Below are 24807 nucleotides of genomic sequence, written 5' to 3' on the forward strand. Positions count from 1 at the left end.
CCGGCAGGGTGGCCGGCCGCGTGCCGGTCCCGCCTGGCTTTCGACCTGTTCGGTGTGTCCGCGACAATGGACCGGCGCATCAGCGTTGCGGCAAGCGGGTGGCGGGCTTCAGCTACCAGATCGCCGCCTGGAAAACTGGCGGCCGTCTGGTATCTCCCTCAGGAAGAAAGGCGCTTCGGGGCTGCGATGCCGTTGAGAACCGCCTGACGCTCCAGTCGTTCCAGAAGGCTGCGATACTTGACGTTGTGAGAGTAGGCTTCGATTGCCGACATGATGATCTTCCAGTCATCCACGGACACGGCAGGACGAAAAGCAGTCGAGCTTTGGGCTTGGCACATGGTGATAACCTACAACTTTAACAATATAATTGTGTTACCTCAGGGTTGTCCTGCAAACATCTGTCTTTTTGTATAAGCTAATACGAGGCTCTTGGAGACAAAGGCCTGCAGCAAGCATCCCCCGAGGCACAATCGGGTTCCCGACGAAGGATGCTGCAACCTCTCGGAGCCTGGTTTCTCCAAGCTGTCTGGATCGCCTTGCAGCTTAACCCTGCGGGCGTTCCATATCGCGCCAGCCTGGACCGGCAATGCGGCTGCACGGCGATGCTTCGAAAACAACGCCGCGCCAACGTCCCCCCGCGAACCTTTTTCCCCAGCTTGCATCCAATGACCATGGCCGGGCGGGTCCGGCCTGCCATCGAAAGGTCCTCACATGCACAGCTCCCTTCCCGTTCTCGCCGCCTCTGTCCTCCTTGGCGCCCTGCCCTTCCTGGCGGCTGCCCAGACGGTGCCTGACACCGCACCCCCTGCCGCGCCCTTCCAGAAGGTCAGCGAACTGGTCACCCTGCCGGATTTCCTGCCCGGCCTCGGCACGCTTTATGTCCAGACGCCGGTCGCCCGCATCGTCTTCGAACCAACAGGGCCTTATCATCGGGCCTTCGAGACGGCGCTGTCGGCCAAGCTGCCGCTGGTCAAGGTCAATCCGCTGCAGGCCCGTCGCTTTGCCGAGGCATGCGGGATGCGGGCCAAGACTGATGCCGTCGATGCACGCATCCTGGCCCGGATGGGGGCCGCCCTGAAGCTGGAACCGGATGCGCCCGCCGCGGAGAGCCTGCTTGTGCTCAAAGACTTGCAGGTGGCGCGGACGGCACTGGTCAAGGAGCGAACCCGCCTGCGCAACCGCAGCCATGTGCAGCTCAATCCGATCCTGAAACGCCAGATCAAGGCGCGCCTGACCCTCGTCGAGCGCCAGCTCGCCGAGCTCGATGCCGAGATTGCACGCCATATCGCCTGCGACAAAGCCCTGGAGCGCAAGCGCGAGATCCTGTGCTCGATCCCCGGCCTCGGTCCCATCGCAACCGCGCTGATCCTCACCTTCCTGCCGGAAATCGGCACCCTCGACAGAAAGCAGGCCGGAAGTCTCGCCGGCCTTGTCCCGCACAGCCGCGAGTCCGGTCAGTGGAAGGGGAAGTCATTCATCAGCGGCGGGCGAAAGCCCCTGCGTGACGCGCTCTACATGCCCGCCGTCGTGGCCATGCGCTTCAACCCCGATCTCAAGGCGAAGTATCACGCCCTGCGCGAGGCGGGAAAGCCCGCCAAGGTTGCCATCGTCACGCTCATGCGCAAGCTCATCGAGACTGCCAACGCTCTCGTCAAAGCCGATCGCAATTGGACCCCCAATCCTGCTTGACCAAGACGGATACTCAAGGCCGAGACGACCTACGAACTCACGCCCCAGGGCGTTCGCTGCACCATCACGCTGCCCCTTTCGGGCACGCGGGACGGGGGTGGCGGCTGACGGGGGATCGTCGAAGGGGCAAGGCCAGGACGCAAGGTCCCGGCCTGCCGCCACTTACAGGTCTTCGCGCCCTTCGGCGCCGCCGGTGCCGCAGGGTGTCCGGGCAAAGCGCCCGCCGCCCAGATGCACCCAGTCCATGCCGACCGAGGCTGCCAGGAAATCATCCGGGCCGCCCGACAGTTCGGCCTGCCAGTGCCGGGGCAGGACCAGGGCCCGCATCAGCACCAGATACAGCAGGAAGCCCAGCGGAAAGCCGATCACGAAGGCGAAGGCCGACCACCAGGCCGCGACCGCCCCCGCCAGAAGCCAGGCGATCAGCCCGGCGGGGTTGAAGCCGCGCGCATAGCGATACTGCCCATCAGGGTCGAACAGCGCGGGCACGTTCACGCGGCGGCGGCGGATCACATAGTAATCCGCGACCATGATGCCGCCGATGGCCGACAGGAACGCCCCGTAATAGCCCAGGAAGACGAACAGGTTGTCCAGGATCTGCCAGGGAAAGCACAGCGTGCCCACCACGCCCGCGATGACCACCGCCATGCGATAGTTGATGACGCGCGGCGCCAGGTTGATGAAGGTCAGCGCCGCCGGGATCAGGTTGGCCGAGTTGTTGGTGGACCATTGCGCCAGCACCACCAGGATCAGCAGCACCAGCAGCGCGATGCCCTGGGCGTCGCCCTGGATCACCTCGACCGGGTTCCAGTTGCCGGTGGCGATGAAGGACACCGCGCCGATACCCGCGATCATCGCCTGGGTGACGGGCAGCGCCACCAGTTGCGCAACGAAGATCGCCTTGTTGCGCTGCACGAAGCTGCGCGTGCCGGTACGGGTCTTCACGAAGCGCGTTAGGTTGGGAATGTCGATCGCCATGGTGGACCAGAAGCTCATGTTGGCGATGAACAGCACGATCAGCGACGCCTGGCCTTCCCCCCGGAAGGTCCAGATGTTGAGGCCCTTGGTTTCCGCGATGCCTTCCAGCGTGAAATACATCCACACGGAAATCGCGATGATCGCGGGCGCGGCAAGGGATGCCAGCCGTTCCACGGACTTGATGCCCAGCATGGTGTTGGCGACCTGCACGGCGGCGAAGATCGCATACCACAGGAACCAGTTGGAAAAGCCCAGGAAGTATTCGCCGATCCCGTTCAAGGCCAGGGCGCCCAGATAGGTCTGGATGCCGAACCACATCGCCGCCACGATGCCGCGCGACACGGCGGGCAGATGCGTGCCGTGGATGCCGAAGGGCGCGCGCAGATAGACCGCGAAGGACAGCCCGTGTTCGGTGCCGATGTCGGCCGTGGCCAGCATCAGCGCGCCGATGGCAAGGTTCGCCAACATGATCGTCAGCGCGACCGTGGCTAGGTCGAAGCCGCCCTGGATGCCGGTGGCCCCCAGCGAATAGGTGGCGATGATGACCGCGATCCCCACCCAGATCCAGGCATAGCCCAGTGTGCCGATGGGTCGCTGGCTGGCCTGCGTGGGCAGGATGCTTTCCTCGATCAGGGCGGTGCGGTCCCGTCCGGCGGACAGGCCGTCTTGTGTCATTGTCATGATGCTTATCCCTGTGTGATGGACAGATGCGACCGTCGCGCGGTGGATCACCCCGCGCGGCCGTTCTTCTTGCGAAATGCGAAGGGGCCGCGCGATGCGGCCCCTTGCGGTCAGTCGTGGCGCTGCATCGCGAAGCGCAGCTTTTCGGTGGTCGCCATGTCCACCGTCTCGGTTTCAAGGTCTATGGCGACGCCATAGACCTCTCGGGCATCCCTGGGGGAACAGAACCCGTCCAGGACATCCTCCAGCACCTTGCGGGGGGCACGGTTCAGCGGGTTTCCATAGCCGCCGCCGTTCGGGCTGTAATAGGTCATCACGTCATCCGCCCCCACCGCCAGGCCCGAGAATTTGGAGTGCATCTCCTTTTCCTCGCCGGGCCTGTTCGGATTGCTGATGGTGCAGCGCCCGCAGGCCCCGTCCTGGCCGCCGAAGATGCCCCAGGGCGCGTCGGTATGGCGTTCGGATTCGTGGGTGATGAAGGCCGGCGTCAGCACCCGCTGGGCCTTGACCACGCCGATGCCGCCCCGGAACTCCCCCGCCCCCGGAGGCGCGTCGTCGCGCAATTCATAGCGGTCGCAGATCATGGGGATATGCATCGCCAGGTCTTCCAGCGGGTTGTTGCGGGTGTTGGCCATCAGGTTGTCGATGCTGTCCGGCCCGTCGCTGCGCGGCCGCCCGCCATAGGCGCCCTCGTTCACCTCCAGGAACACCCAGTAATCGCCCGAGGGACGCACCCCCGAATAGGCCGCGAAGCTGATCGAGGCGGAAGACCCCGCGATCACCTGTTCCGGCATCACCGGGGCGAGCGCCCGGATGATCAGGTCGATCATGCGGTTGCACTGGGTGAACCGGGCTTCCGCCGATGCGGGCGCGCGGGGGTTGAAGATCGACCCCAGGGGGGCGGTGACCTTGATCGGGCGGAAGGAACCCTCGTTCGACGGAACCCGCGTGTCGGACGTGGCCGCGTCCAGCAGCAGCTTGCGGAACCCCGCATAGGCCGCGACCTTGGTGGACCCTTCGAAGGGCACGTTATAGGCGGTGGGGGTCTGGTCGGCGGACCCGGTCAGGTCCACCTCGACCTCGTCCCCGCGGACGCGGACGGTGACCTTGACCTTCAGCCGCTGGTCGCGGTTGCGGCCGTCGTCGTCCAGCCAGCCTTCGGCGGTGTAATCGCCGTCGGGGATTTCGCTGATCCGCTGGCGGGTCATGCGCTCGGCGTAATCCATCAACTGGTTGGCCGCGCCGAAGACGATATCCTCGCCGTATTTTTCAAGCAGTTCGACGAAGCGCCGCGCGCCCAGGCGGGCCGATGCGATCTGCGCCTCGATATCCATCACCAGCTGCCCCGCCGCGCGGGAATTGCGGCGGATATAGTTCCACATGGCGTTGTTGGGTTCGCCCTTGCGGTAAAGCTTGGTGCCCGCGAACAGCATCCCCTCGGCATAGACGTCGGGCACGTCGATGATCAGGCCGGGCGTGGCGGCGCCGATATCGACATGATGCGCGGTGTTCCCGGCAAAGCCCACAAGGCGCCCGTGGAAGAAGACCGGCACGACGATGGCCAGGTCCGGCGTGTGGGACGATCCGTGATAGGGGTGGTTGTGGACCACCGCGTCGCCTTCATACCATTCGCCGTCCTCAAGCGTTTCGGCGATGCCGCGCAGGTATCCGGGGATGGACCCGATATGCATCGGCGTCGATTCGGATTCGCAGAGCGTGTTGAAGTTCGTGTCGAACAGCCCCGCGCCCAGATCCTGGCTTTCCCGGATGATCGAGGAAAAGGACATCCGGTAAAGGACATGGCCCATTTCCTCGGCGATGGTTTCGAAGGCACCACGGATCACTTGCAGCGTGATCGGATCGACCTCGGTGATCTTGGTCATCTGGTTCATGTCAGGCCCCCTTGCTGATGCGCGTGTTGCCGAAGTCCAGCGTCTCGGCGACATAGCCGGGCGGAACCAGGGTGGTGGAATTGTGCTGGATCAGGATCGCGGGCCCCGGCACGCGGTCCCCCGCGAACAGTTTCGTGCGGTCATAGCGCGGCGTTTCCAGCGTGCGGCCGCAGTCGAAGGTGGTCGGGCGCACGAACATCAGCGCCCGGTCGATCGACGATCCGTCGGTGGGCTGCACCTTGGGGATCTCGATCCGGCGCACGCTGGCGGAACCGATGACCCGCAGCGTGATCAGTTCGACCTCGGCCTTGCGATGGGCATAGCCGTAATCCTTTTCATGCGCGTCGTGGAAGCTGTCGATGATGACCTGCTTGTTGTCCTGGGTCAGCGGCCCGTCGGGGAAATCCGCGCGCAGTTCGAAGCCCTGCCCCTGGTAACGGCATTCTGCGATGATCTTCAGCGACTGGCCCGCGCGGGCGATGCCGTCGGCATCCAGTTCGTCATGGACGCATTGGCACAGCCGTTCGATATGGCCGTTGATGCGGGCGATGTCGGCATCCGTGGCGGTGTTCAGGATCAGGATCCCGGCCTCGGTATGTTCGTATTGCAGGTCGGTCTTGAGCAGGCCCACGGCCGCCGTGATGCCCGGCGCCACCGGCACGATCACGTCGCGCGCGCTGACCGCCTCGGCCAGGGCCACGCCATGCAGCGGGCCCGCGCCGCCAAAGGGCATGATGGAAAATTCACGCGGGTCGATGCCGCGCGCGACCGAGTTCGACCGGATCGCAAGCGCCATGTTGTTGTTGATGATCTTGATGATGCCAAGCGCCGCGTCCTTCACGGACATGCCCAGGGGCTTGGCGATCTTCTCCTCGACCGCCTTGCGGGCAAGGTCCGCGTCCAGCCGCAGGTCGCCGCCAAGCGCCATGTCGGGGTCCAGACGGCCCAGCACGATCTGCGCATCGGTGACGGTCGGCTCCTCCCCGCCCCGGCCATAGCAGGCGGGACCGGGTTCGGACCCGGCGGAACGCGGACCCACGTTGAAGGCCCCCGCCTCGTCGATGAAGGCCACCGATCCGCCGCCCGCGCCGATGGTCACAAGGTCGATCATCGGCGTCAGCACCGGATAGCCCGACACATAGGTGTCGCGCTGATTCATGATCTTCAACTGGCCGCCGGGAATGGTGGAAATATCGGCCGAGGTGCCGCCGATATCGACGGTGATGATGTTGGGCGTGCCGGCCATCTCGCCTTCCGACGCGCCGCCGATGACGCCGCCCGCGGGGCCGGACATCAGGATGCGGATCGGGCGGCGGGCGCAGCTGTCAACCGTGGACACGCCGCCGTTCGACTGCATGATCCGCAGCTTCGAGGTGACGCCCGCCTCGCGCAGGCGGGCATCCAGGTCGCGCAGGTAATAGGCGGTCTTGGGCCCGACATAGCAGTTCATCGCCGCGGTCGAGAAGCGTTCGTATTCCCGCATCACGCGGGCCAATTCCGACGACATGGTGACATAGGCGCCGGGGATTTCCTCCAGCACGATCTCCTTCGCGCGGGCCTCGTGGGCGTCGTTGAGGAAGCTGAACATGAAGCCGATCACGACGGAACTGATGCCGCGCTTGCGGAACAAGGCGCAGGCGTCGCGCACGGCCTGTTCGTCCAGGGGTTCGGCGATCTCTCCGGTCGGCGGCAGGATGCGTTCGCGCACGGCGATGCGGTTGCGGCGCTTGACCAGCGGCTGGCTTTGCCAGGGCACGTCGAAATGCAGGCTGAAGTTATAGGGGCGCTTGTGCCGCCCGATATGCAGGATGTCGCGGAAGCCATGCGTGGTGATCATCCCGCATTCCGCGCCATTGTGTTCGATGGTAATGTTGGTGGCGGTGGTAGTGCCGTGGACGATAGTCTCGACCTCGGCCGGGTCGATGCCCGCCATGGTGCAGATCCCCTGCACCCCCTGGACGACGCCGATCGACTGGTTCTTCAGCGTGGTCGGAACCTTGTGGTAAAAGACACCCTTTGCGCATTCAAGGACAAGATCGGTATTTGTCCCACCCACATCGACGCCAATCCTGGCCATGTGACACCTCTCTGTGTTGGTTGGCTCGCGCCCGTCTTCGGGGGCGCTGTAAAAAGGCGCCGGCCACAAGGGCCGGCGCAGGGGGGAGTTTCTTATTCCGCCGCGATCTTCTGGGCGGCGAGGCTGTCGATGTAAGCCACGCATTCATCGACGGTGTGGACGTCGCCGAACTTGGCGTCGATGTCGAACAGGTTCCAGGCCACCGCGCCGGGCACCCGGTCGCCGATCGCCTCCTTGACCGCGATGGTGCGGAAGCCGTCGGCGATGCCGTCGCAGATCGTCTGGCGCACGCAGGCGCAGGCGGTGACGCCCGTGACCAGGATCGTGTCCACGTTGTTGGCGCGCAGGATGCCCGCCAGTTCCGTGCCGTGGAAGGACGAGGCGCGCTTCTTCAGCAGCGTGTATTCGCCTTCGACCGGGGCGATGCGGCTGTCGATGGCCCACAGGTCCTTGTTCTTCAGGTCAACCACATTGACGGGGATCTTGTTGTGCCACAGGCCCATGTCGGTGAAATCGGCATTGCGGTCGGTGATTTCATAGGCGGTGGTGACGTGGACGACCGGCAGGTTCTGGGCGCGGAACGCCTTGAGCAGCTTCTGCATCCCCGGAATGATCTCGTTGTCCATCTTCTCCTGGTCGCAGGTGAAGGGGTTGCCCGGACGGGTCCAGGCATTGGCCAGGTCCACGCTGACCAGGGCCGGGCGCTTGCCGAAGCCCACGCGACGCTGGAAGCCGCGTTCCTTGTAAAGCTTGCTGGCGGTGTCAAAGGCTTCCTGCAGCAGGCGGTCCAGTTCCTTGGTGTCCACTTCGCTCATTCTCGTGATCCTTGTCTTGGTTGGCAGGGCTGCGCCCTTGTGTCCCGAGCCGTCTTCAATCCCCGTGCGGGCCGATGATCCGCTGCTCTGGGGATCATATTCCGTGGTTCCTTGACCCAAGGGAAATGGCGTGTCAGCAATTATTCATGCGCCATACGCATCAATCGGGGGGTGACATTCCATGAGTGATCATTCCGGCATCGAGAATGTTCATTCCTTCGTCACCCTTGCCCAGGAACTCAGCTTTCGGCGGGCGGCCGAGCGCCTGCACCTGGACCAGTCCGCGCTCAGCCGCCGCATCCAGAAGCTGGAGGCGACGCTGGGTTTCCGCCTTCTGGAACGCACCACGCGCGAGGTGCGGCTGACCCAGGCCGGACGCAGCTTCTATGACGACAACGCCCATCTGCTGCGGGGATACGAGGATTCGATCCAGCTGGCCCGGCGGATCGCGGAAGGCAAGCTGGGGACGCTGAACGTGGGCTATATGGCATTCGCGGCGACGGAACTGATGCCGGCGGCGGTGGCGCGGTTCCGTCAGGCCCATCCGCATGTGGACCTGAAGATCCGCTATATCCGCACCCAGGGCCAGAAGATCGCCCTGGCCAATGACGAGATCGACCTGGGCTACATGATCGGGCCGTTCGACCATACCGATTACCACAGTCTGACCCTGTCCACCGACCCGCTGTATGTGGTGACGCCGCGCAACCACGCGCTGCTGCGCCTGCCGGTGGTCACGCCCGCCGACCTGGCGGCCCAGGACATCATCCTGGGCGACACCCACGAATGGGAGGAATACCGCTGGCGCCTGTCCAACCTGTTCAGCGCCGAGGGGATATCCCTGAACATCGCCATCGAGGCGTCCAACACGCTGGCCCTGCTGGGCCTGGTCGCGGCGGGTCTGGGGGTGACCATCTATCCCGAAAGCCTGATCGGTTTTCTGGGCCGCAGCGTCGAGTTGCGGCCGATCATCCATCCGCGCTTCCGCATCAGCACCGTGCTGGCCTGGAAGCGGTCAAACCGATCGCGCCAGGTCCGCGAATTCGTGGATGTGGCGAAGCTGACCGGAATGCGCTGACGGGCGTGATCCGAAAGGTCGGGGAACGGCGCTTTCGTGACCTGGCCGCCAGATTCAAGGGATCGGGACATGGCCGGTCTGCGTTGGTGCGGCAAGACAGGCCGGGCCGGGCAGCGGCACGGGCGAACCGCTTGCGCCCACGTCATCTGCCCTGCCCTTTCCCTTCGCAGTACGGAGAACAGCCATGGAAGACCAAGCCCCGGACGGCAAAAAGACCCTGACGAACCGTCAGGGCCACCAGATCACCAACAACCAGTCGCAGCGCACGGTCGGCCCGCGCGGCCCGGCGACGCTGGAAAACTATCACTTCCTGGAAAAGATCACCCATTTCGACCGCGAACGGATCCCCGAACGGGTGGTCCATGCGCGCGGCTTCGTCTGCTATGGCGAATTCGAGGCGACCGGCATGATCGGCGACGAGCCCGCGTCCAAATACACCCGCGCCAAGCTGTTCCAGGACAAGGGCAAGAAGACGCCGCTGGCGATCCGCTTTTCCACCGTGATTGGCGGCCGCGACAGTTCCGAGGTGGCGCGCGACCCGCGCGGCTTTGCCGTCAAGTTCTATACCGAGGACGGCAACTGGGATCTGGTCGGCAACAACCTGGCGATCTTCTTCATCCGCGACGCGATCAAGTTTCCCGACGTGATCCATTCGCTGAAGCCCGACCCGGTGACCTTCCGCCAGGAACCCAACCGCATCTTCGACTTCATGAGCCAGACGCCCGAGTCGATGCACATGCTGACGCACCTGTTCAGCCCGCGCGGCGTCCCGGCCAGCTATCGCCACATGGAAGGCTTCGGCGTGAACACCTACAAGATGGTGAACGCGGCGGGCGACACGGTGCTGGTGAAATACCACTTCCACCCGCGCCAGGGCATCGCATCGCTGACCGCGGCCGAGGCCGAGAAGGTGCAGGGCAAGGATTTCGGCTCCGCCTCGAAGGACCTGTTCACCGCGATCGAGCGCGGCGACTATCCGCAATGGGACATGTATGTGCAGATCATGGAGGATCACGAGCATCCCGAACTGGACTGGGATCCGCTGGACGACACCAAGATCTGGCCGGAAAAGGACTTTCCGCTGCGCCATGTCGGCGTGATGACCCTGAACCGCAACGTCGAGAACTTCTTCGACGAGAACGAGCAGATCGCCATGGGCACGGGCGTGCTGGTGGACGGGTTGGACTTTTCCGACGACAAGATGCTGGTCGGGCGGACCTTTTCCTATTCCGACACGCAGCGGTACCGGGTCGGCACCAACTATCTGCAACTGCCGGTGAACCGCGCCAAGAACGCCAAGGTCGCCACCAACTATGACGGCGGGCAGATGTCCTTTGGCCGCGACATCGCGCCGGGGCAGAACCCGCATGTGAACTATGAGCCCTCGATCCATGACGGGCTGCAGGAAGCGCAGCGCGAGGCCCCCAACAACCCGCCCGAGATCCGGGGCCGCCTGACGCGCAGCGTGCTGGAACGGCGCAACGACTATGTCCAGGCGCGCGGGCGTTACTGCACGATGATGGATTGGGAACGCGACGACTTGGTGCTGAACATGGGCACGCTGCTGGGCCAGTGCGAACGCGACGTGCAGGAACGCATGGTCTGGCATTTCCTGATGGTCCATGACGACTATGGCACCCGCGTGGGCGAGATGCTGGGCATCACCGCCGCCGACCTGAAGCACCTGGCCCCCCTGCCCGGCCAGGTCCTGACCGACGAGGATCAGCGCCGCCTGGAAAACCTGGGCGCGAATGGCGACAAGATCGACCCGACCGTCTGGGGCCAGTGGACCAGTTCCGTCAAGAACCGCCAGACCACCGCCGAGGAGGTCCTGGGCGGGCTTCCGGGGACACCCGAGAAGGCGCCCCACAGGTCGCAGGCGGCCGGTTCCTGACGGGGACAGGCAAGGAAAAAGGGGCCGGTTCTCCGGCCCCTTTCTTGTGTCGCATCATCCTCAGCGGTGGACGGAACGCTCGGACGCCTTCCACTCCTCCCATCCCGGCTGGCCCTGCATGAAGGCCTCGATCTCGGCGCGGGACGCTTCCAGCTTGGGGTCGTGGCGCAGGTAATGGCGCGTCTCGCGCGCGATCAGGCCCGACAGGATCAGCAGCCCGATCAGGTTCGGGATCGCCATCAACCCGTTCATCACGTCCGAGAAGTTCCACACCACGCCCAGCTGCACCGTGCAGCCGAAGAAGACCACGGCGGAAAACAGCACCCGGAAGGGCATCACGCCCCGGCGCCCGACCAGCCGTTCCACGTTGCGTTCCCCGTAGTAGGCCCAGCCCAGGATGGTGGAATAGGCGAACATCACAAGGCCTATCGTGACGATCCAGTGGCCCCACTGGCCGGGCAGGCCATGGGTGAAGGCCTCGCCCGTCATGATCGAGGCCGAGATCTGCTGCCCGGTGGCGGGGTCGGTCTGGTTCCAGACGCCGGTGGTGATGATGACAAGGCCGGTGCAGGACACGACGATGATCGTGTCGATGAAGGTCTGGGTCATCGACACCAGCCCCTGGCGCACCGGATGCGTCGTCTGGGCCGAGGCGGCGGCGATGGCCGCCGACCCCATCCCGGATTCGTTGGAGAAGATCCCCCGCGCCACGCCGTATTGCACCGCGATCATGATGGTCGATCCCAGAAACCCGCCCACGGCGGAAGTACCGGAAAAGGCTTGGGAAAACACCTGCGCGAATGCCGCCGGAACGTCGCCGATATTGGCGCCCAGGATATACAGCGCCCCCAGCACATAGAACAGGATCATCGCCGGCACGAAGCCCGCCGTGACGCGGCCGATGGACTTGATGCCGCCCACCAGCACCACCAGCGTCAGGCCCGCCAGAACCGCCCCCGTGACCCAGGTCGGCACCGCGAAGCTGCGTTCCAGGTTTGAGGCGATGGAATTGCCCTGCGTCATGTTGCCGATGCCGAAGCAGGCAAAGACCGCGAAGATCGCGAAGGACAGCGCCAGGACGCGGCCCAGGCCGCCGGGAATGCCGCGTTCCAGGTAATATTGCGGCCCGCCCGACTTCTCGCCCGCGGCGTCGGTGGTGCGGAAACGCACGCCCAGGAAGGCCTCGGAATACTTGGACGCCATGCCCAGAAGCGCCGTCACCCACATCCAGAACAGCGCGCCAGGGCCCCCGATGCCGATGGCGGTGGCCACGCCCACGATGTTGCCGGTGCCGACCGTGGCCGCCATGGCCGTGGTCAGCGCCTGGAACTGCGAAATGTCGCCTTCGGCATCGTCGTCCTTGCGCTTGATCAGGCCCAGCCGCAGCGCGGCACCCAGCCGCAGGAACTGGATCCCGCCCAGCCGGAAGGTCAGATAGATGCCCGTTCCCAGCAGCAGCGGGATCAGCAGGAACGGTCCCCAGACGATGCCGCCCAGGGTCCCCAGAAAGGTCTCGATTTTGTCCATGTGATCAGATTTCCCGTTTTGCGTGCAAAACATGGACACGGCCCGGATTTGTCAACCCGTCCGGTCCCCCGGCATCCGGGGCGAACATGGCAAGCCGCGCAAGGCAAGGCCGCCCGGCGGCCATAGGCAGGATCCCGCCATCGCGCGGGGCGCCGTCTTTCGCAGGCCGTATGCTTCGTGGGAAATGCCCTTTCAAACAAGAGCGGCGCGACCCGAGTCGCGACCCGCCAGAGCAGGAGCAGAGTGTTCGACGTGTCAGATGAATACGCCCGTGCCAGGCCCGTCGCGCCGCCTGCAAGAACCGCCGCCTTCCAGGTGCGCGGCCGCTTCCTGACCGTTCTGACGCTTCGCATCGACAGCGGGATCGCCGATGACCGGTTCCACGCCCAGCTCGAGGAGCAGTTGGGCCGGACGCCGCAGTTCTTTTCCGGCGCCCCCGTGGTCCTGGATCTGGCACAGGCGCCCGAAACGGCCGACCTCGACCGCATCCGCGCTCTGCTGGACAAGCTGCGCCAGCAGGGATTGCAGGTCTTCGGCGTCCAGAACGGCGATGGCTTCGATCCGGCCGCGCTGCGCGACCTGGGCCTGATCGCCGTGAACACGGGCCGCGACGCCCCCCTGCCCCGCAGAAGCGGCCCGGCCCAGCCCGCCGCCCCCGCCCGCCCGGCCGAAACCAAGGTCATCCGTTCGCCCGTCCGGTCGGGCCAGATGATCGTGGCCGAACAGGGCGACCTGACGGTGATCGGATCGGTGGCCTCGGGGGCGGAGCTGATCGCGGCGGGCAACATCCACGTCTATGGCACCTTGCGCGGCCGGGCCATGGCGGGCTGCCACGGCAACGAGAACGCGCATATCTTCTGTCAAAGCCTGGACGCGGAATTGGTAGCGATTGCAGGGCTTTACCAGACCAGCGAGTCGCTGGACGACGCCGCCCGCCAACGCTGCACCCACATCTACCTGGAGAACGAGAAACTGCGCATGGAGGTAATTGCATGACGCCTGAAGCCAAGAAGGACGCGCCCCTGGGGCGGGTCATCGTGATCACCTCGGGCAAGGGGGGCGTCGGCAAGACGACCTCGTCCGCGGCGATTTCCGCCGGGCTGGCGAAGCAGGGGTTCAAGACGGTCGTGATCGACTTCGACGTGGGCCTGCGCAACCTGGACATGATCATGGGCTGCGAACGCCGCGTGGTCTTCGACTTCATCAACGTCATCCAGGGTGACGCCAAGCTGAAGCAGGCGCTGATCAAGGACAAGCGGCTGGACACGCTGTTCATCCTGCCGACCTCGCAGACCCGCGACAAGGACGCCCTGACCAAGGAGGGTGTCGAGCAGATCCTGACCGAGTTGAAGGCCGAGTTCGACTATATCATCTGCGACAGCCCCGCAGGGATCGAGCGCGGCGCCCAGATGGCGATGTATTACGCCGACGAGGCCGTGGTCGTCACCAATCCCGAAGTGTCGTCCGTGCGCGACAGCGACCGCGTTCTGGGCCTGCTCAGCAGCCAGACCCGCCGCGCCGAAACCGACGGCGCCGAGCCGATCAAGGCCCAGGTCCTGCTGACCCGCTATGACCAGGACCGCGTGGACGGCGGCGAGATGATGACCGTCGAGGACGTGCTGGAGATCCTGGCCGTGCCGCTGCTGGGCGTGATCCCGGAAAGCAAGGCGATCCTGAAGGCCTCGAACGTCGGCACGCCGGTCGTCCTGGACGAACCTTCGGCCGCGTCCCGTGCCTATGAGGATGCGGTGGCCCGGCTGACCGGCACCCAGGTCGAGATGCGCATCCAGGGCGAACGCCGCCCCGGCCTGTTCCAGCGTTTGTTCAAGCGTGCGTCATGAACCTGTTCAGCTTTGTCCGCAAGCCGCGCCCGACCCAGACAGCCCAGACCGCCAAGGACCGGCTGCAGATCCTTCTTGCGCATGAACGCAGCAGCGGCACCGCCGAGGCCGATTACCTGCCCATGCTGCAACGCGACATCATCGCGGCGATCCGCAAATATGTTCCGATCGGGGAAAAGGAGGTCGATGTCCGCATGGAACGCGGCGACCAGATGTCCAGCCTCGAGATCAACATCGAACTGCCCGGCGCGACCCCGACCCGCAAGCCGGTCTGACGCCCAAGGTCCTGCCGCCGTCGCGCGGCGGGACCACCCTGCCCCGACGGGCTTTCCCAGAACCATCGGACCCAAAGTTGACATCTGTCAACTGGACGCCGCAACCGCATCGCGGTTCCGCAGCAAGGCCATCACCATCGGCCCCACCCGGAAATCTTCGCTTTGCGCCAGCCGCCGCAGATAGGCGCCGGGGTTTCGGATGCTGGCGAACCGCTGCAGGATGCAGGACAGCACAACGACCGCCCTGCCCTCGCCCATGCTGCGCCGGGCAAAGGCCCAGGTCTCGGCGGTGATCCCCAGCATGGGGCGGATGAATTCCGCAACCCCGACCAGATCGCGCCAGCTTCTCAGTGGTGCTGCCGCATAGGTCTCGATCTCTGGCGCTGCCTTCAGGATCGCGGCCAGCGGGGGCAGTTCATCCTGTTCCCGGCCCTTTTCAGATTCAAGGATATGAGAGTCTGTATTATGATGGTGGCGCTCATTTTGGCTGTCATTGGCGCTCATTTCCGGCGCGGGTTCCGCTTGCCGGGCCATGTCCGCCAGCAATCGGCGCAGACGGCTTTCCAGGTCGGTCAGCGCGTCAAGGTCCAGCTTGCGTCGCATCAGGCGTTGCAGATCGGCCAGCCGGGCCGAGCACGGCGCCACGCCGTCGGGCAGCATGGCCGCATCCCGCATCAGCAGGGAAATGGTCTGCCGCAGCCGGCGCATATGCCGCGCCCTGTCCCTGGCCTGGTCGGCGGCCCGGACGATCTCGGACGCGCGCTGCAGCAGGGGGCGCAGATCGAAGCCGAAGACATGGTCGATCCGGCCGTTGCCGTCACGGGTGGCATAGCGCTTGCCGTTGGGGCTGTCCTGCCGCCGGATCATGCCTGCCGCGACAAGGGCGGACAGATGGCGGCGCAGCGTGCTTTCCGGCATGCCGTGAAGCCGCGACGACAGCGAGGCATTCGACGGAAACACTGTCGGCGGGCCGTCGCGCAGGTCGCGCGCCGGATGAAAGGACAGCAGCGCCGACAGGACCGCAAGGTTGCGATCCGTCAGGCCAAAGGCATCGCGGCCATCGGTCAGGGCCTGCAGCAAGGCCCATTTGTCGGCCGAAGGGCAGGGTGCGGTTGCCGGTGCCCTGGCAGCCGTCAGGCCAGCCGGTTGCGTCCGGCGCCCCGGGGGCGTCGTGGAAATATGCCTCATTCGTGATGTCACAAGGCAAAGGAATTGCGTCCGCCGGGACCGACGGTGTTGACAGCCGTCAACTTCAGCCGCTATCTTCGAGGTGCTAGATCGAGAGAACGGCCCTTTGGGATGTCATGTCCTGGGGGGCTTTTCTTTTGCCGTCCTGTGCCTCCTTGGTTGTTGCCCTTCGATGTCCATCACGACCGGCCCTTCTGCCAGTCGCGGTGAAGCTCTGCCATGCGGTCGATTAGCCAGTCGGCGAAGTCATGCCCGCCCCGGTCCAGTTCGATCACCGTTTTCGCCTTGCTGCGCCGCACCTGTCCCAGCGTGGCCCCGTCGGCGGATGCCAGGACCTGCGCCGCAGGCCGGGCAGGGGGGCTATTCAGCGCCGACAGGACGGCGGCAAAGCGCGTGTCGGAATCGGGCCCGACCGCCAGCGGCACCAGATCCTCGACCGGCCGCCCCTGGGCCTTCTGCGCCAGGACCAGCCAGCGGTCGCGTCCGGCCGAGGGAGCCGCCCCGATCGCGCGGATCAGCCGGTCGGGCAGGGCCTCGACCACCGTCAGCATCCGCGAAATCACCGTCTTGTCGATCGACAGCGCGTCGCAGACCAGCTTCCGGTCATAACCCGCGGCGACCATCTGCCTGGCGAAATTCGCCTTCTCGATAAAGCTCAGGTCCTTGCGGGCCGAGTTTTCCTGACCCTGCGCGACCACCAGTTCCCGGTCGTTCAGGCTGCGCACCATGGCCTTAACGGGCAGCCCCAGCCTGCGCATCGCGGCCACCCGGCGGCGTCCGAAGACGATGTCATAGCGCCCCTCGACATTGGGGGAATGGCGCAGCAGCACGGGGACCTGCTGGCCGTATTCCCGGATCGAGGACATCAGCGCCTCGATCCCGGCGGGGTCGTCGTCCAGCCGGTCCTCGATCCCGGCATCGTCGATCATGTCGGCGGGAACCTCGATGATCGCCCGGGATTTCAGTTCGTTGATAGATTTGGACACCGCGCCGATGGCGCCGCGGTCCGACCGGGGCAGGGGGGGCCGGCCGTCGTCGGGGACGGGCGCCGTCATCAGGTTCTTCAGCAGATCCTTGCGTGCCATCATCCCCCCTTGCGGCCCCAGGCCGCCTGTATCAGTCCCTCGATCTCGCCGTTGACGGCATTCAGGCTTTCGATGGCGCGTTCATAGGTCGCGCGGGTGAACTGGGACTTTTCCACCTCGTAGAGCGTCTGCTTGGTGATCCCCGCGTCGGAAATGGCGGTGGATTTCAGCACCGGGTGGTTCAGCACATGGTCACCGAACATGGACCGCATGAAGCTGACCATCTGGTTCTGCGGCCCGTCGCCGGGTTCATAGCGCGTCACGACATAGCGCATCCAGTCATAGTCCATGTCGCCCCCCGCCTCGGCCACCACCCCCAGCAGGTTCGAGGTCATCACGTCACCAGGATGGCCGTGGCCGCCGACAGCGCGGACATGGTCAGGAACCCCAGTTGCGGAGGGCAGTCGATCACGACGACGTCATAGTCGCCTTCGACCTCGGCCAGAACATTGCCAATCCTGGTAAAGAAATAGTTTCCGGACCGTTCGCGCAAAGCCATTGGCGTTGCGTGTTCGAATTCCATCAGGTCCAGGTTGCCGGGGATCAGGTCCAGGTTGGTGAAATAGGTCTTCTGGATCACCGCGCGCAGCGGCACCGGGTCGTCATAGCGGATGGAATCATAGATCGTGCCGCCGTCGGGCAGGTCGAATTCGGGCTGGATCCCGTGCAGGGCCGACAGGCTTGCCTGCGGGTCCAGGTCGATGCCCAGCACCCGATAGCCGTCCAGGGCCAGCTTGCCGGAACCGCCCTTGAAGTTGATGACCGTGATGACCTGAAGATGGTCGCCCCCGCGCCGGCCGGGCAGATATGTCCCGGGGGATTTCGCCCCCTTTTCAAGCAGTTCCCGCAAGGCCTGGATATCGGCGGGCGTATAGTAGCGCCGTCCTCCCGCGCGGGTTTCGGGCGAGGGTCCCCTGCCTTCCAGATCCAGCTTGCGCAGATAGGCGTCCTTGACGCCCAGCAGGTCCGCCACCTCTCCGCTGGTGAACTTGCGCAATTCGCGCTTGGCATCGGGGGGGAAAAGCTGTTCACGATGGGCTTGCAGCCGTTCGGACAAGGCGGCGGCATGGGCCCCCACCAGCTTGTCGATCCGCGTCTTCGGCTTCGCAGCCCCCATGGCGCCCCCTTCCCGGTTGGCTGCGGCGTGGTTACGCTTTTAGCCGTCTTATTCAGTTTCGTGCGTAAGTTATTGTGCCCTTTTCCGATTCTGGCAAGTCTCTTTCTGGCGCCGCCCTGCCGGGGGCCCATACCTCTGGTTGTCCCTGCAATGCGTTTTCAGTAAAGGTAAGGAACTGCATGAAGAAGGAGCATCGTCATGTCCGAATCCGGCGTCACGACCAAGGGCCAGACGACCCTTCCCAAGGCGGTGCGGCAAGCGCTTGGCCTGTCCCCGGGGGACCGGCTGCGCTATGTCATCCTGGATGACGGGCAGGTCCGCCTGATGCGGACGGTTCCCGTGGCAGGCCTGGCGGGCATGCTGCGCCGAGAGGGTCAGGAGCCCTTGTCCTTGCAGGACATGGACAGCGCCGTGGCCGAGGGCGCGCGCGGCGAATGATCGCCTTGGACACCAATGTCCTTGTCCGGTTCCTGGTCCGCGACGATCCCCAGCAGGCTGCGGAAGCCTCGGCCCTGTTCGCGGGTCTGACCGAGGACAATCCCGCCTAGCTGTCCCGCGAGGTCCTGGTGGAACTGGTCTGGGTGCTAGAACGCGCCTATCGCCTTCCCCGCGCCGACATCGCCGGCGCCATCGACGCCCTGCTTGCCGCGCAGGAGGTGGTGGTCGAATCCCCCGACCGCATCGGCCTGGCCGTCGAACGGTATCGGCAGGGCGGGGCGGGCTTTTCCGACCATCTGATCGCCCTGGCGGCCCACGCCGCGGGCTGCAGCGCCACCTTCAGCTTCGACCGGCAGGCCGTGGCCCGGGCCGGCATGACGCCGGTGCCCGCCTTGGCGTGAAGGCGTCCTTGATCGGGAAATCCGTTCCGGCAGGCAGGTCTTACAATGTCGGATGCGTCGTCGAAACGGTCGTTTGTGGATGTTTTCAAAGCCAGTTGTTGTTGATTGGTGCTGTTTTTAAGAAGGGCAGGGAGGCCAGATACGAGGCCTGTGCCTACTGTCAGCGCAGCACTCCTGTAGTCCAGAGCTGTTTGAGAGCAGCCTTCCGGGACGCAGAGCGGGCTGCTGACGACCCCAGAATTGCTGTCGATAAGCAAAGATTACCCGCTATATATCAACAATCCTTAGAATGGATCCCTGATCCGCAACTATGTTGATAACTGCGGCGTTGGCAGAGTACAGGCATGAAGTTATTGGCTATTTCTCTGGGACGCGCCTGAACAATCAGAAGGCTGATAGGTGGGGGTGGCAAGGCTTCTGAGTTCTTTGGCAGGTCCACGGCCAGCATGCGCTCCAGAAAGCTGCCCAAGGCGAGCACTCGGATCCAGCCTGAAAACGGAAGTCCTTTAACGGCATCTTAAGACAGTGTCGGTACATATGGGGCAGCCCGCGGATGCATTCGGCTGGCGTTCGTGCTCCTTGTAGAAAGTACCCGGTCCATGACCTCTCTTTTGCCCTTGGCCACTGCCCTTGGCGTCGCCGTCCTTGCCGCAAGCCCGGCCGCTTCTTGTGAGCAGGCAGCGTTTGCTCCCTCGACCAAAGAGCATCTCCAGCCGCTCTCGGTCCCGGCGGCAGAGATCGGCGCCTGGCTGACGGCCTCCCCTTATTCCAGCGGCATCCACTTCACGTCCGAGCTGCATGGTCGCGACCTGTGGCTTGACATCACCGACTTCCCGGAGCGCACGCCCGAAGTCGGCTCGATACGGGCGTTGATGCAGCTGGGCCGGGTGGTGGGTGCGGATTTCGACCGGCTGGTGCTCGTTGACGGACAGGAGGCGCTGTTCGTTGTCGCCGAGACGGACCTGCGCAGCGTGGGTTGCCAGTTCATCTGGCCTGCCAACACGGGAACGAACCCGATCGATCTGATGCGCAGGATGATTGAGGCTCTCCGGGAGGAGAACGGCGGCGGCCCGATCAAGGGCCTTTCGGAGACGGGCTCTGCGGGGACGAGCGTCAACGCCGTGGCCATTGTCGAGGATCATCTCAATGTGGCTTGGGTTGAAAGCGCCCGTCCGGGTGCAACGGCACCCGACATCCCGGACCAGCGTCCGGACCACATGGTCGGGCTTGAAGCACCGCGCGTTCAGGCTTCAGCCATGCCGGCCGGCGAAAGGCTTGCCTTCAACGGTCTGTAAAAGGCCGGTTGGAGTTGACGCTGCAGGCTGGAAGCAGCCAAAGCCCTAAGGCGGGCTGCAACGCCAGCCTGCAAGGCGGAGAGGTTCAGGCGGGCTTGGTTGGAGGCTGGGCGCTCAACGCAGGCCGCAGTTGCCGTCTTCAGACGATGTGAAGTGAAGCCATCAGTCAGACAGTTGATAGTGATCGCATGCACAGGCTCACTCAAGTGACCGGCCGTATCGTCCTGCGAAACTACCGTGGCCGAAGCTCCTAAAGAGAAGGCCCCGCAATACGGGGCCCTTGGAGTGATGACCACGTCGTCAAATATCGTTGCCGAGTTTTCCCTTGACGGTGCCGGTGACGTCCTGAACAGATCCCTTTGCCTTCTGGGCCTTGCCTTCGGCTTCCAGGTGCTCGTTGTCGGTCACTTTGCCGACAGTGTCCTTTACGGCACCAGCCGTCTTGTTGCCGGCGGCCTTCAACTTGTCAGTCAATTCACCCATGATGGGCCTCCTTGGTGATGTAAGAAAAGAACCAGCAATCAGATGCCGCGGTTCCTCATCACACGAGATGTGATACGCCGGCCGCGAGCCCAACGGAAATGACAATAGGTGCAGCCTTGTAGGCCCTCCGCGCCAGCCTCATGAGTCTAAAGACATCGGCCATAGGAAACCTCGGGAAAATGGAACTCGATAGGGAGTGACGCACGCGTGGCCCAGGATAGACAGCCGGACCGTCTTGCCTGGCTGCAGCACGCCCGAACCTACTCCGGCAGGGCATATACCATAAGATAATCGCCCAGCGTCGTGTCCATCTGCGCATGCCCCGTGGCTGATATCGCCACGTATTGGCGGCCCTCGTGTTCATAGGTCATGGCGCCGGCCTGAGGACCGGAAGGAAGCCGGGCTTGCCACAGCAGCTTGCCGGTCGAGGTCTCGAAAGCGCGGAGGAAATTGTCCTGAGCGGCGCCGATGAAGGTCAGTCCGCCCGCTGTCACCAGCGGCCCGCCCAGGTTTGGCGTTCCGGTGACGATCTTCAAGCGCGTCGGAATGCCCAGGGGACCGACATCGAAGCCGGTGCCGAAGGGCTGCGTCCAGACGATTTCCCCAGTGTCGACATCCGTTGCCGTGATGAAGCCCCAGGGTGGCGCGATGCAGGGGATCTGCAGCCCCGATAGCCAGACCGGCCGGGTGATGCCGAAAGGCGTGCCCAGATGCGGTGCGACGTCCTGATCCTTGCGGACACCTCCGGATCCGACCGCCTTGTCCTCGACCTCTTCGCGCGGGTGCAGCACAATGAGATTGGGCTGGCGCGAGTTGTTGGTGATCAGCAGGCGCCGTTCGGGGTCGAAGCCGCCTCCGCCCCAGTTCATTCCGCCGAGCGTTCCCGGAAACAGCAGCATGCCCGCGCCCTCAGTCGTGGGCGGAGTATACATGCCCTCGTAGCGCAGGCGATGGAAGCTGATGCGGCATAGCGCGGCGTCTATCGGCGTCAGCCCGAAGGCATGGCGGGCGTCGATCTCCTCGGGGTCGCGGCCCGGAAGGCCGCCGATATTGGGATAGAAGACGGATTGCGGCTGCGCTGGCGCCACCCAGTCTCCCGGCGCGGCTCCCTGCGGCGTCGGGCGCTCCTCGACCGGGCGCAGCGGCTCGCCCGTTGCCGCATCCAGCAGGAACATGTTGCCGGTCTTGCTGAGCTGCAGGATCGCGCGGCGGTTCTCACCCTCTATGGGCACGTCCACCAGCATCGGCTGCGCGCCCAAGTCGTAGTCCCACAGATCGTGGACGATTGACGTGAAGACCCAGCGGGTCGCGCCGCTGGCCAGATCGACGGCCACGACGGCATCCGTGTGACGGTCCTCCTCAGGCGTCCGGTTGCCGCCCCACTGATCCGCGGCGGCATTTCCGGTTGCCAGGAAGGCAAGGCCCAGGGTTTCGTCGGCGGAGATGGGGTTCCAGACATTGGGCGTGCCGCGGGGATAGATCTCGCCAGGAGCCAGCGGGGCTTGGGCGTCTGGGCGCAGAGCGTCCCAGGCCCAGCGAAGCTCCCCCGTCACGGCATCATAAGCGCGCACCACCCCCGATGGGGCATCGCGGCGTTGGTTGTCGCTGACCTGCTGGCCGACAATTAGCAGCCCACCCGCCACCGTCGCGCCCGAAGTGTTGGAGGCAAAGCCCATCTGCCGAAGCCCCATGCCTTCGGTAAGGTCCACCACGCCATCGTTTCCGAAGTCCCGGCACGGGAAGCCGCCGACCGCATCCAGCGCCACCAATCGCCCGTCGGCGGTCGCGACATAGATGCGCCGGTGGCAATTGCTTCCCCCGCGCGGGACGGGGCCGATCACCCCGGGAACCGACGGCATCATAGCGACCGCTTCGGGGCGGTCGGCGGGATTGCCGTCGTCGAAATAGGCGACCGTCCGGCAGGCGGCGGTGAACAACGGCTCCATCGCGAGATCGGGGATTTGCGAATCGAAATGCCAACGTGCTTCGCCGGTGGCGGGGTCCAGCGCAAAGACCTGGTTGCTGGGCGTGCAGGTATAAAGCAGGTCGCCGACCTTGATTGGCGTGTTCTGCGAGGCATAGGAGGCGTATCCATGTTCGGGCATGTGGTCGCCGCTTCGAAAGCGCCACGCTTCCTCAAGACCCGCAACATTGGCTGTGGTAATCTGGCGCAGCGAGGAATAGCGCCGCCCGCCAGTGGTCCCACCATAGGCGGTCCATTCCGCGCCAGCCTCGGTGCCGGGGGGCAGGTCCGCACCCGGGGCAGGGGGCTCGGCCGCACTTGCGGTTTCCGTCCGCTCCCAGCTGGCTACCAAAAGAAGAGCCAGGGCCGCGACGATGCCGGTCGTGCCGCCAAGGGCCAAGCGGCGCGGCCAGGCGCGTGGCGGAACCGACCACAGCAGGAAGGCGAGAGCGGTGGCGCCGACAAGCCCGGTGATCAGGCCGATGCGGGCCGCAAGGTCGATCCCCCAGACGGGCATCCATCCCTTCGCGGCAATCTCGATCAGCGACCAGGCAATGGTCACAAGCGCCGCCAGTCCGAACAGGATCATGGCAACCTGATGGCGGCCCTTCCATGCCATCGCCGCACCTGTAGCCAGCAGTCCGCCCGCCGCCAGGTAATAGAGCGTGCCACCCAGCCACACGAGCCATAGGCCCAGACCCAGCGTGACGACCCCAAGCAGGCCGGTCAGCGTTGCCAGGGACAGATAAAGCCAGCGCCAGCCCTGTCGTGCCTGTGTTTCAACAAGGTATGGCACGGCTCCGTCTGTGTCGCTTGCACGCACAAGGCAATCCTCCGGTCATGGCGGTGTGAAGGGTCAACCTGAGTGGACAGCGTGGGTTCCCCCTGATCCAGGTATCAAGACGGATCCGATCCTCGGCACAGATCCTGGACGACCCTGCCTCAGCGTTGAACCTGATCCGCATGCCGAATGCGCGGGTTCAGAACTCGGCAGTCGCTTCTCCCGGACTGGGGCATGTCCTGCATCACCAAATCGGTCTGCTATGCACTCTCTTCCATCTCCCTGCTGATCGAAGGCGCAGGGTCTATGCACACCCAGAGGGGGAAGGCTGCGATCGGAGACGCGATTAAGAAGGGTAAGTCCCCCGGACAGAACGCCACCCGGATGCGACTTGAAGAGCACCGCATTCGCGTCAGCCATGAACCGATCTTCCAGTCCTCAGGGCCGAAGCATGACAATGCGTTCTGATACCTCACAGGTGCCGTTCTAGCCGCACTAGAGGATGGCGCTCATGGCCACGAGGCCGCCAGCCAGGGCGAGAAGACCGAGGGTAAAGACCAGCACCAGCCGCGTCTCGATGAAGTGCCGCACCGCGGGCCCGAACCAGTATATCAGCCCCGCCACCGTATAAAACCGCATCGCCCTGGCTGCCACGCTGGACAGGACAAAAGCAATGATGTTGAGCCCCGTCGCTCCGCTGGCCAGCGTCACGACCTTGAAGGGCAAGGGTGTCAGTCCTCCGGCGATCAGCACGATCCAGACGCCCCAGTCGTTATAGGTCGCGGCAAAGGCGGCGAACTCATCGTCGTAGCCATAGAAGGCAAGGACCGGCTGTGCCAGTTCCTCGAAGAACAGGGCACCAATCATGTATCCGAGGATGCCACCCAGAACAGACATTACGGTGCAGACAAAGGCCAGCCACCATGCGCGCTGCCGTTCGGCAATGACCATCGGGATCAGAATGGTATCGGGCGGGATCGGGAAGAACGAGCTTTCGGCAAAGGATACGGCGGCTAGCGCGTGGGTCGCCTTCGGATGGGACGCCAACCTGATCGTCCAGCCATATGTCGCCCTAAGCATGTCTTGTTCCTTTGCTGCGGCGCCACGCGTGGGCAGCTGTCTGCTCCTGCCAAGCTGTCCCCCAGCCCTCAAAAGCGGAGCGGCTCGTATTTCAGCAGAGGAGAGGGATGTAAACACAAGCGGCGGTCGTGTCGCGAATGTGGTGGAAATTGCCGAGCAGCGGGCTCCGGGCATGTAACGATGGCTCCAGTCAGGCCGCGAGGTCAAGGGACATTGGCTCGAGAGGCTG

At 64.7% G+C, this 24807-nt stretch carries 20 protein-coding genes and 1 pseudogene; 10 read left to right on the forward strand and 11 right to left on the reverse strand.

The features are described 5' to 3' along the window. The first annotated feature begins 711 nt into the window (after positions 1 to 711). Complete coding sequence (locus IEX25_RS17380; RefSeq protein ID WP_229665388.1) at positions 712 to 1689, forward strand: IS110 family RNA-guided transposase; 978 nt, start codon at positions 712 to 714, stop codon at positions 1687 to 1689. 162 nt (positions 1690 to 1851) lie between these two features. Here the strand turns inward: IEX25_RS17380 and IEX25_RS17385 are convergent, their stop codons facing one another. The 4 genes from IEX25_RS17385 to IEX25_RS17400 all read right to left on the reverse strand — a co-directional run bounded on the left by IEX25_RS17385 (position 1852) and on the right by IEX25_RS17400 (position 8132). Next, positions 1852 to 3348 carry an NCS1 family transporter gene (locus IEX25_RS17385; RefSeq protein ID WP_188716767.1) on the reverse strand — a complete coding sequence of 499 codons (1497 nt, stop codon included), beginning with the start codon at positions 3346 to 3348 and terminating at the stop codon, positions 1852 to 1854. A 110-nt stretch (positions 3349 to 3458) separates the two neighbouring features. Beyond that, positions 3459 to 5240, reverse strand: a complete 1782-nt coding sequence (locus IEX25_RS17390; RefSeq protein ID WP_188716769.1) for a hydantoinase B/oxoprolinase family protein — start codon at positions 5238 to 5240, stop codon at positions 3459 to 3461. 1 nt (position 5241) lies between these two features. Then, positions 5242 to 7317, reverse strand: a complete 2076-nt coding sequence (locus tag IEX25_RS17395; RefSeq protein WP_188716771.1) for a hydantoinase/oxoprolinase family protein — start codon at positions 7315 to 7317, stop codon at positions 5242 to 5244. 92 nt (positions 7318 to 7409) lie between these two features. Next, a complete protein-coding gene (locus tag IEX25_RS17400) occupies positions 7410 to 8132 on the reverse strand; it encodes an isochorismatase family protein (protein WP_188716772.1) in 723 nt (240 codons plus the stop codon). A 181-nt stretch (positions 8133 to 8313) separates the two neighbouring features. Here IEX25_RS17400 and IEX25_RS17405 point away from each other — a divergent pair, with 181 nt between their 5' ends. Together IEX25_RS17405 and IEX25_RS17410 are read left to right on the forward strand one after the other, a co-directional pair. Further along, a complete protein-coding gene (locus IEX25_RS17405) occupies positions 8314 to 9210 on the forward strand; it encodes a LysR family transcriptional regulator (RefSeq protein ID WP_188716774.1) in 897 nt (298 codons plus the stop codon). A gap of 184 nt (positions 9211 to 9394) precedes the next feature. Then, positions 9395 to 11104 (forward strand): catalase, encoded by a 1710-nt coding sequence (locus IEX25_RS17410; protein WP_188716776.1) that lies wholly within the window; start codon positions 9395 to 9397, stop codon positions 11102 to 11104. 60 nt (positions 11105 to 11164) lie between these two features. Here the strand turns inward: IEX25_RS17410 and IEX25_RS17415 are convergent, their stop codons facing one another. Then, positions 11165 to 12631: an alanine/glycine:cation symporter family protein gene (locus tag IEX25_RS17415; protein ID WP_188716778.1), complete on the reverse strand. Its 1467-nt coding sequence runs from the start codon at positions 12629 to 12631 to the stop codon at positions 11165 to 11167. A 243-nt stretch (positions 12632 to 12874) separates the two neighbouring features. Here IEX25_RS17415 and minC point away from each other — a divergent pair, with 243 nt between their 5' ends. The 3 genes from minC to minE are packed head-to-tail and all read left to right on the forward strand — an operon-like array spanning position 12875 to position 14747. Next, positions 12875 to 13627 (forward strand): septum site-determining protein MinC, encoded by a 753-nt coding sequence (gene minC, locus IEX25_RS17420; protein ID WP_229665390.1) that lies wholly within the window; start codon positions 12875 to 12877, stop codon positions 13625 to 13627. Then, a complete protein-coding gene (minD, locus tag IEX25_RS17425) occupies positions 13624 to 14472 on the forward strand; it encodes a septum site-determining protein MinD (RefSeq protein WP_103174529.1) in 849 nt (282 codons plus the stop codon). The genes minC and minD overlap by 4 nt, the downstream gene beginning before the upstream one ends. Next, complete coding sequence (minE, locus tag IEX25_RS17430) at positions 14469 to 14747, forward strand: cell division topological specificity factor MinE (protein WP_188716780.1); 279 nt, start codon at positions 14469 to 14471, stop codon at positions 14745 to 14747. The genes minD and minE overlap by 4 nt, the downstream gene beginning before the upstream one ends. Before the next feature lie 87 nt (positions 14748 to 14834). Here the strand turns inward: minE and repC are convergent, their stop codons facing one another. The 3 genes and pseudogenes from repC to repA form a co-directional block, all read right to left on the reverse strand. Continuing rightward, positions 14835 to 15935, reverse strand: coding sequence for a plasmid replication protein RepC (gene repC / locus IEX25_RS17435; RefSeq protein WP_188716782.1), 1101 nt, complete (start codon positions 15933 to 15935; stop codon positions 14835 to 14837). A gap of 179 nt (positions 15936 to 16114) precedes the next feature. Next, a complete protein-coding gene (gene repB, locus IEX25_RS17440; protein WP_188716783.1) occupies positions 16115 to 17020 on the reverse strand; it encodes a plasmid partitioning protein RepB in 906 nt (301 codons plus the stop codon). Beyond that, positions 17020 to 18137, reverse strand: a pseudogene (gene repA / locus IEX25_RS17445) (plasmid partitioning protein RepA). The gene repB and the pseudogene repA overlap by 1 nt, the downstream one beginning before the upstream one ends. 198 nt (positions 18138 to 18335) lie before the next feature. On the opposite strand from repA, the gene IEX25_RS17450 reads away from it, so the two are divergent. The 3 genes from IEX25_RS17450 (at position 18336) to IEX25_RS17460 (ending at position 20271) form a co-directional block, all read left to right on the forward strand. Further along, the gene (locus tag IEX25_RS17450; protein ID WP_188716785.1) at positions 18336 to 18575 is read left to right on the forward strand and encodes an AbrB/MazE/SpoVT family DNA-binding domain-containing protein; all 240 of its coding nucleotides are present in this window, start codon (positions 18336 to 18338) and stop codon (positions 18573 to 18575) included. 128 nt (positions 18576 to 18703) lie between these two features. Beyond that, the gene (locus tag IEX25_RS17455; RefSeq protein WP_229665392.1) at positions 18704 to 18976 is read left to right on the forward strand and encodes a type II toxin-antitoxin system VapC family toxin; all 273 of its coding nucleotides are present in this window, start codon (positions 18704 to 18706) and stop codon (positions 18974 to 18976) included. Positions 18977 to 19575: 599 nt separating this feature from the next. Beyond that, on the forward strand, positions 19576 to 20271 hold the full coding sequence (locus IEX25_RS17460; protein ID WP_188716787.1) for a hypothetical protein: 696 nt from the start codon (positions 19576 to 19578) through the stop codon (positions 20269 to 20271). Positions 20272 to 20571: 300 nt separating this feature from the next. Here the strand turns inward: IEX25_RS17460 and IEX25_RS17465 are convergent, their stop codons facing one another. Both IEX25_RS17465 and IEX25_RS17470 read right to left on the reverse strand, forming a co-directional pair. Continuing rightward, a complete protein-coding gene (locus tag IEX25_RS17465; RefSeq protein WP_188716789.1) occupies positions 20572 to 20754 on the reverse strand; it encodes a CsbD family protein in 183 nt (60 codons plus the stop codon). 260 nt (positions 20755 to 21014) lie between these two features. After that, positions 21015 to 23513 (reverse strand): pyrroloquinoline quinone-dependent dehydrogenase, encoded by a 2499-nt coding sequence (locus tag IEX25_RS17470; RefSeq protein ID WP_188716791.1) that lies wholly within the window; start codon positions 23511 to 23513, stop codon positions 21015 to 21017. Between the two features lie 219 nt (positions 23514 to 23732). Here IEX25_RS17470 and IEX25_RS17475 point away from each other — a divergent pair, with 219 nt between their 5' ends. Continuing rightward, positions 23733 to 23966: a hypothetical protein gene (locus IEX25_RS17475; RefSeq protein WP_188716792.1), complete on the forward strand. Its 234-nt coding sequence runs from the start codon at positions 23733 to 23735 to the stop codon at positions 23964 to 23966. A gap of 27 nt (positions 23967 to 23993) precedes the next feature. On the opposite strand, the gene IEX25_RS17480 is transcribed toward IEX25_RS17475, so the two are convergent. Continuing rightward, entirely contained in the window at positions 23994 to 24578 is a 585-nt protein-coding gene (locus IEX25_RS17480) for a YqaA family protein (protein ID WP_188716794.1), read from the reverse strand. Positions 24579 to 24807 lie beyond the last annotated feature (229 nt).

It is taken from the genome of Paracoccus acridae (assembly GCF_014642735.1).
Taxonomy (GTDB): Bacteria; Pseudomonadota; Alphaproteobacteria; order Rhodobacterales; family Rhodobacteraceae; genus Paracoccus; species Paracoccus acridae.